This window comes from Acinetobacter sp. YH16031 (assembly GCF_013417335.1).
In the GTDB taxonomy this organism is placed as follows: Bacteria; Pseudomonadota; Gammaproteobacteria; order Pseudomonadales; family Moraxellaceae; genus Acinetobacter.
Map to the genome: position 1 here is coordinate 1 of NZ_VPED01000056.1, position 6,843 is coordinate 6,843.

A 6,843-nucleotide genomic window follows, 5' to 3' on the forward strand; every position below is an offset into this window, starting at 1 on the left:
CAGGCAGAATCCGCCAAATTAAGCCGCCAAACAGCACAATTGGCTCAGGTGATCCATGAATTGGACAGTGCCTCCGGTAAGATGACCGACACGATCAGGCAATCGGTGAATGCAGCCTTAACTCAGGTTGAAAAAGAACTCAAACAAACGGGATTGGCGCAGCAGAAACCCGCCGTCAATGCGCTGAATCAGGTGGTTACAGCAGCTAATGAATCCGTGAGTGCAATGCGACGTGAAATGTCACGTTATACGTGGAAATCCGCGATTTATATCGCCCTGACAATGGTTGCTGTTATGGGGGGCTGTCTCTGGGGGATGTTTTATTTTATCGACAGTGGTTATGACCGAATTGCAAAAATGCAGCGCATGGAAGCGGTCTGGCAAAAAAAAGCCCCGCTGGCTGATATCTCCACGTGTGACGGAAAACCTTGTGTGAAAGTGGATACAAGGCAGTCATATGGTGATAAAAAAGACACCTATCTGATTATCAAACAATAAAAAAACGGCGCTGAATACGCCGTTTTCCCGTGCAAGTCGTCAAAGTAGCGAGGGGGTTTTGAGCGGTTCGCCCTCATTCAACCTATTCATCTGCTAATGAGCCGGAAGGTTGAAAGATCTTTCAGTTTTTACTGATTAAATATGAGCATATTTAATCCAGCAAGTACTTACCATACTACCCTGGAGACTCACCTTTTAAATATCTATTTAATAAGTAACTAAGAGGCCAACCCTCAGAATCATTCAGTAACAGGCACTTAGATATCATTTCAAAATCATCTGATATATAAGCGGAAACATCACTATCTCCACAAACTTTAAATGATAACTTAAATGAAGCTTCTCTTATCCTATTTATTATTTCGATGCAATCGTCAGGAAAACATATATTTTTTATTTTATTAAAACTATTTAGCCACTGTTTTTCAAACTCATCGCCATCTCTTTTATCTAATGCGTCATCAATATTTATATGTAATAAAAAATCAAAAAATTTAGGTTCGTTAATTATCATTAACAATTCATTTAAGTTATCATTAGACATTACATTAACCCTTGCTTAGTTAGCCATTCTTCAATTAAATTAACCGCTTTTACTGGTGTTACATCTGTTCCTAAAGTATGTGTTCCATTCGGAGATTTCACATCAACCCGAATATCATCCAACTTAGATGGTCTTTAGTTACGGAATTTTCTGGGGTTTCTGGCGTAAAACCCTTAATAATATTATTCCATAGTTATTTCTGTTTTCATATATGGGGTTTTAATGAAGTTATTGTTTTTATTGTTCTTTTTATTTCCATTATCCGTTTTAGCTAGTGATTGTGGGATTAAAGATTTTTCTTTATGTCAGTCTGCTGAGAATGGCGATAGTTTAGCTCAAATGAAAATTGCTGATATGTATTCAGAGGGGGATGGTGTAAAGCAAGATAAGCACATCGCTTTTGAATGGTATCAAAAGGCTGCAAATCAAGGTAATGTAGAAGCTCAGAGTATTTTAGGTTCATTGTATCTTTATGGTACAGGCGTTAATTCTAGTAAACCAATGGCATTGAAGTTTTACAAAATGGCAGCTGATCAGGGTGACATAATAGCTATCATTTCATTAGGTCAAATGTATTTGGTTGGATATGGTGTGAAAAAAGATGAGGTTATGGCTTTCAATTTTTATCAAAAAGCAGCTGAACTAGGCGATGTTTCATCACAAGCAATATTATGTGGTTTTTATCGTAAAGGTATAGGAACTGATCAAAATGATGATTTAGCCTTTGAATGGTGCAAAAAAGCCGCAAATAAAGGAAGTGAATCTGCTCAATACGCTCTTGGTAATATGTATTTGAACGGAGTTGGTGTAAAGCAAGATATTTCTGAGAGTCAATTATGGTTCAAGGAATCTTGTGATAATGGTTTTGATTTTGCCTGTTCTAAAGTAGACAAAAAATAATGCCCCAATGATGTGCTAACAAAATTTTCAAATTAATTATTAGAATGTAATAATTAATTGTATTTGTTATAATGATATAGTAATTGTAAGTTTAATATACAACGAGAATAATATGAAGAAAAAAGTAATTAGATTAGTAAGTCAGATAGATGTGAATGAAACCAAAAGTAGTTTAATTTATGAGCAGAAAATGTCATTAATTTACTTTCTTTTTGGTGGATGGTTTTCTTTTTTCTTCATGAAAAAAAAAGGAAATAGAACTGTTTGTTTTTTGCGTGATATCAATTCTATTGATATTTCATCAACAGTAATGACTGGTAATTTAATTACGGTTAATACAAATGATATTCGTTATGTCCTGGAAGTCAGGAATAAAAAGACATGGGTTGATATTTGCAAAACCCTTCCATCCATACTCCCTAACATTATAATTAATGAAAAAAAATAATTCCATTTAAATTATTACAATTCAAACCGGTGAATAAACATAATAAAATTTACCGGTTTGAAATATGACAAAATTATCTGACGTTTGAATTGCTGTTTTATTGTTTTTTGATTACTTTGTTGTTACCAAATCGGTTTTGACCAATATCACCTTTATAAAATATCATTAAGATTGCGAGTGCTAAATAGGAAAGTATTCCTAGCATTCCTATTACTAATCCTATCGTTCCGAATAAATTACCGCCTATATAGGTGAATGATAATGCAATTATAAAAAATAAATATGGCGTAATGAGAAACCATCCAGAGTAATTTACATCATGTAATCTACGGATAGATACGGTTATTTCTGGAATAAAAATTATTAAATAAAATATTGATGCAATCAATGTAAATCTTTCAATAATTAATAGCAGTATAGGGTTAATTATTATAAATGCGATGTATTCCTGACGAGAAGATCGGTCTTTGAAATTAAAATAATTACGGAAACAATTAAAATAACTATTAAAGAATGAACTCATAAAGTCTTTATCCAATTTGATGATGGTTTTCAGTATGATAATTTTTGCTATTTGATTTTTTAAAAATCTGGTCAATGACTATAATTTAACATAAAGGTGCTTAAGCGTAACGCCATTTAGGCACTCAACCTAAAATTCCCCTCAACCGCTCAAAACTCCCTATCTTCTCCCCGTAAAAAGCCCCATTTTTGTGTTAGTGATTTGTTATCAAAACGGCGGTTTGGGTTTCGCGGTAAAAATGACGTCAACCGGCTATTTTTTCCAGAATTGCCACGGTTTTTTTGTTGGTACTGGTATAACAGGTTCGGGTGTTGTCGGCAGCTTGGATTCGATTAATAGCATTGCTTGTTTTAGGCTGTCTATATGTGACTGTTGAGCTGTAACGAGTTGTCTCAGGTGTTCAACTTCCTGTTCTAGTTGCTTTGTTTTATTGGTTTCACTTGTTCCGTTAGGTGTTGCATGTTGTTCATTTATTACAGTGTCACTCTGTTCATGATGAACAGACTTGAATGCGCCAAAAACTCGTAAAAGCTCTGATGTATCTATCTTTTTTATTCCATTCTCATCTGTACATATGGACAATTTTCCGTTTGATATGTAACGGTGAACAGTTGTTCTACTTTTTTTCGTTAATCGTGAAGCTTCACTGATCGATACCAGAGCCATTATTCATCCTCAAATTGATATTTTTATTTGATTATCTTGTGTAAATTGAAAATGTAGCGCGTTAGCTGTTCGACCTTTTTTTACAATATCAACCGTTACCATTAGGTCACTCTTATCATTTAATTCCTTTATGGCGGGTTTTATTACAAACTTATTAAGCTCTGAGAATTTTGAATATTTGTTATCTATTCCCATCATTGAGCGGAAATCATCAACATTGATTAGTCTATCTCCAGTGGCTTTAAATTGCATTAATAGCTCATAAATCCTAATGCTATATGTTCTTTTAAGAGCTGACACATTTTTAACTGCAATACTGGTGAATTGTCCTTTTAACTGAGTTAGGTATGGCATTATTGAGTCAGAAAAAGTTAACTCTATTCGACCTTCCCCTCCAAAATATTTTGCTTTTTGTTGAATCCATCGGATCTCTTCTTTTTTATTTTTCCAATGTATCTGTATCCATCTTTCCGCTAATTTATCTACTGCATCTTGTAAATGTCTCTCTGCATTACCTGTACCCATATTAGGAAAAGCTAGATAAAACTCTTCGGCTGTTAACTCAAAGGTTTTCTCAGGGGACTCATCTTTGGGATTCAACTTACCAATACACATTAATAAAACCCGCTGTTCCTGCAAAGTTAGTTTATAACTAGCTTCAATTAGAGCATTTGATTTGTAGGCTACTAGGTTATTCATCAAAGACCTCCTAATGGTGTTAAATAAATATACACCACTAATACCATTAATGGTATGTTTTATTTTAACACCATCAATGCGTGTGGATATTACCGTAAAAAGCACCATCTATTACCGTAAAAAGCACCATCTATTACCGTAAAAAGCACCATCTATTACCGTAAAAAGCACCATCTATGTTGTTGTAAGTTATTGATTACAGCGAGTTTTTTTTACCCGAAAACAAGATAAAAAACAAAAAAACAAGTTAAAAAGGGAAATGCCTGTGAATAACTCAACCAAAGTTGTCAGATACATCACGCTTCGTAATATTTAAAAGGATGTCGCAAACAACGTTTGCTCCTTTTCAGACAAACCTAAAACACCTCAGTAGCTCCCTCGCTTTGCTCGGGCAACTCGTTGAACATTTCTTTTGTCTACGACCATCCAGCCACTGCGCCGCTGTTTTTTCCGTGTCATTGGGTTCGCTTCGCTCACGGCTCAATCAGGAAGGAGCTGTCTGAGCTTCTGAGCCACGTTTTCAGTATTGGGTGATAAATTCCATTATCGAGCCAATAAAACCTCACCACGGACTTCCTGTGGCGTTTTAGAGGGTATTAACACCCTGTTCTAATCTTCCTTTTTTTGATTGAGTAATGCTTGCCCCTTAAATTTCCATTCTTCCCATTTGGGATTGTCACGGGATAATTCATGCAAGCTGACTAATGCCCCCAGTAGTTTTGCGGGGTCATCTACCGGTTTACCCGTTTGACTGTCCACTAACCCTGCCATAATGAGTAATCCCGCCGATTGATAAAGGGCATGGTCACGCGCTTTACGGGCCGCTTTGGCTTCTGCACGCTTCTCTGCTTGAATAAGATTCATCACCTTTGTGCGGGCTTCCTGTGCTTTTTCTGCTGCCCGCTCTGCCTGAATTAACAATGAGAGCGTTTTTATTTCTTGGGCGGTTTTATCCGCTTTATCGTGCAAAATCACCAATAAGCGTTGTGCCTCATTCGGTGATTTTAAACCACGGATAGTTTGCACTCTGTCTGCCACCCATTTAGCCTGTTTTTCGTTTTTCATCTTTACCACTCATGCAGCTTTTAGAATGAAATAATTATGCTCATGATTGGCAACTCAGGTCAAATTCCACTACAATCCCTATCATCTTTTTATTGATAGGGCGCACTTAGACGTTTCTTCACTTCATTCAGAAACGGTGCGCGCTTGCAGCGGGCGAAAACAGCATGGCATCTTATCATCTCAGCGTTAAAACCGGCGGGAAAGGCAAAGCCACTTCCCATGCCGATTATATTGCGCGTGAGGGAAAATATGCCCGTGAAAAAGACAACGACCTTGAGCATCAAGAGTCCGGCAATATGCCCGCATGGGCAGCGCATAAACCGTCCGAGTTTTGGAAAGCCGCGGACACGTTTGAACGTGCCAACGGCTGTACCTACCGCGAAATTGAAATTGCCCTGCCGCGTGAATTGACACCCGCACAACGCCTTGAGCTTGTTCGTGATTTTATTCAACAGGAAATTGGCGACCGGCACGCCTATCAATTTGCCATTCATAACCCCAGAGCGGCGATTGAAGGCGGTGAACAACCGCATGCGCATATTATGTTCTCTGAACGGCTTAATGACGGTATCGAGCGTGACCCGCAGTTGTATTTTAAACGGGCTAACACGAAAAACCCTGAACGGGGCGGCGCAAAAAAATCTCGTTTTGGCGAAACGCCGACCGAACGCAAGGCATACCTTATCGCCCAGCGAGAACGCTGGGCTGACTTACAGAATAAGTATCTTGAACGGTATCAGCACGCTGACCGCGTTGATGCGCGTTCCCTGAAAGCACAGGGGATTGAGCGTGAGCCGGAGCGACATTTTGGCGCAGGACAGGTCAGGCAGTTTAATACAGCGCAGTTACACGCCCTGATGGAGCGCAGAGAAGCGGAGCGACAGGCTCAGCACTGTCGTGATGAATGTAACTGCGTCATTGATGTCACGACGACATTACGGGAAGCCCTCGCAGAGCGCGATAACGTCACTGAAACACCTAAATGCGAGGTGATGCAAAATGCGACTCAGGGCAGAACGTTTGATTTTGAAAAAGAGTCTGACAAGCTGAACGCACTGGTCAATGATGCCTTGAGTGAGATACAAGACGAGATTGACCTTCAATCCTTGATTAATGACTCGATGGCAGAGTTTCAGAATATTCATCAGGAACTGGTTAAGCAGCAGGAACGCGAGTATTGGGCTGAGCAGCGGCGTCAGCAGGAAAATGAACGACAGCGCCTCGCTGAGCAGAAGCGACAGAAACCGGATGACGGCTGGTCATTTTCACGATAGAGAGAATTTTGTATGAGTGATGAGATTAAAAAAATTGCGGCGCTGATTGGGCATCAGCAAGCGCAGGAAAAGCGTGTGGCGGCGTTGATTGATGAATTTCAGGCAGAATCCGCCAAATTAAGCCGCCAAACAGCACAATTGGCTCAGGTGATCCATGAATTGGACAGTGCCTCCGGTAAGATGACCGACACGATCAGGCAATCGGTGAATGCAGCCTTAACTCAGG

Annotated in this window: 9 protein-coding genes and 1 pseudogene; 5 read left to right on the plus strand and 5 right to left on the minus strand. The window is 38.9% G+C overall.

The features are described from left to right. Nucleotides 1-498, plus strand: a 498-nt coding sequence (locus tag FTV31_RS15110) for a tRNA modification GTPase (RefSeq protein WP_180015611.1), incomplete at its 5' end; no start/stop codon positions are given. Nucleotides 499-673: 175 nt separating this feature from the next. Here FTV31_RS15110 and FTV31_RS15115 read toward each other — a convergent pair. Continuing rightward, complete coding sequence (locus tag FTV31_RS15115) at nt 674-1,042, minus strand: hypothetical protein (protein ID WP_179991686.1); 369 nt, start codon at nt 1,040-1,042, stop codon at nt 674-676. Nucleotides 1,043-1,264: 222 nt separating this feature from the next. On the opposite strand from FTV31_RS15115, the gene FTV31_RS15120 reads away from it, so the two are divergent. Both FTV31_RS15120 and FTV31_RS15125 read left to right on the plus strand, forming a co-directional pair. Continuing rightward, a complete protein-coding gene (locus FTV31_RS15120) occupies nt 1,265-1,942 on the plus strand; it encodes a tetratricopeptide repeat protein (RefSeq protein ID WP_179991687.1) in 678 nt (225 codons plus the stop codon). 112 nt (nt 1,943-2,054) lie between these two features. Further along, entirely contained in the window at nt 2,055-2,390 is a 336-nt protein-coding gene (locus tag FTV31_RS15125; RefSeq protein ID WP_179991688.1) for a hypothetical protein, read from the plus strand. 97 nt (nt 2,391-2,487) lie between these two features. Here FTV31_RS15125 and FTV31_RS15130 read toward each other — a convergent pair whose 3' ends face one another. The 4 genes from FTV31_RS15130 to FTV31_RS15145 all read right to left on the minus strand — a co-directional run bounded on the left by FTV31_RS15130 (nt 2,488) and on the right by FTV31_RS15145 (nt 5,343). Next, on the minus strand, nt 2,488-2,913 hold the full coding sequence (locus FTV31_RS15130) for a DUF805 domain-containing protein (RefSeq protein WP_179991689.1): 426 nt from the start codon (nt 2,911-2,913) through the stop codon (nt 2,488-2,490). 252 nt (nt 2,914-3,165) lie between these two features. After that, entirely contained in the window at nt 3,166-3,579 is a 414-nt protein-coding gene (locus FTV31_RS15135) for a hypothetical protein (RefSeq protein ID WP_179991690.1), read from the minus strand. Nucleotides 3,580-3,588: 9 nt separating this feature from the next. After that, entirely contained in the window at nt 3,589-4,278 is a 690-nt protein-coding gene (locus FTV31_RS15140; RefSeq protein ID WP_179995751.1) for a replication initiation protein, read from the minus strand. 609 nt (nt 4,279-4,887) lie between these two features. Beyond that, nucleotides 4,888-5,343 (minus strand): conjugal transfer protein TraD, encoded by a 456-nt coding sequence (locus FTV31_RS15145; RefSeq protein WP_179991683.1) that lies wholly within the window; start codon nt 5,341-5,343, stop codon nt 4,888-4,890. Nucleotides 5,344-5,507: 164 nt separating this feature from the next. On the opposite strand from FTV31_RS15145, the gene FTV31_RS15150 reads away from it, so the two are divergent. Then, on the plus strand, nt 5,508-6,617 hold the full coding sequence (locus FTV31_RS15150; RefSeq protein WP_179991684.1) for a MobA/MobL family protein: 1,110 nt from the start codon (nt 5,508-5,510) through the stop codon (nt 6,615-6,617). Nucleotides 6,618-6,629: 12 nt separating this feature from the next. Further along, a pseudogene (locus FTV31_RS15155) lies at nt 6,630-6,843 on the plus strand (tRNA modification GTPase); the annotation flags it as partial.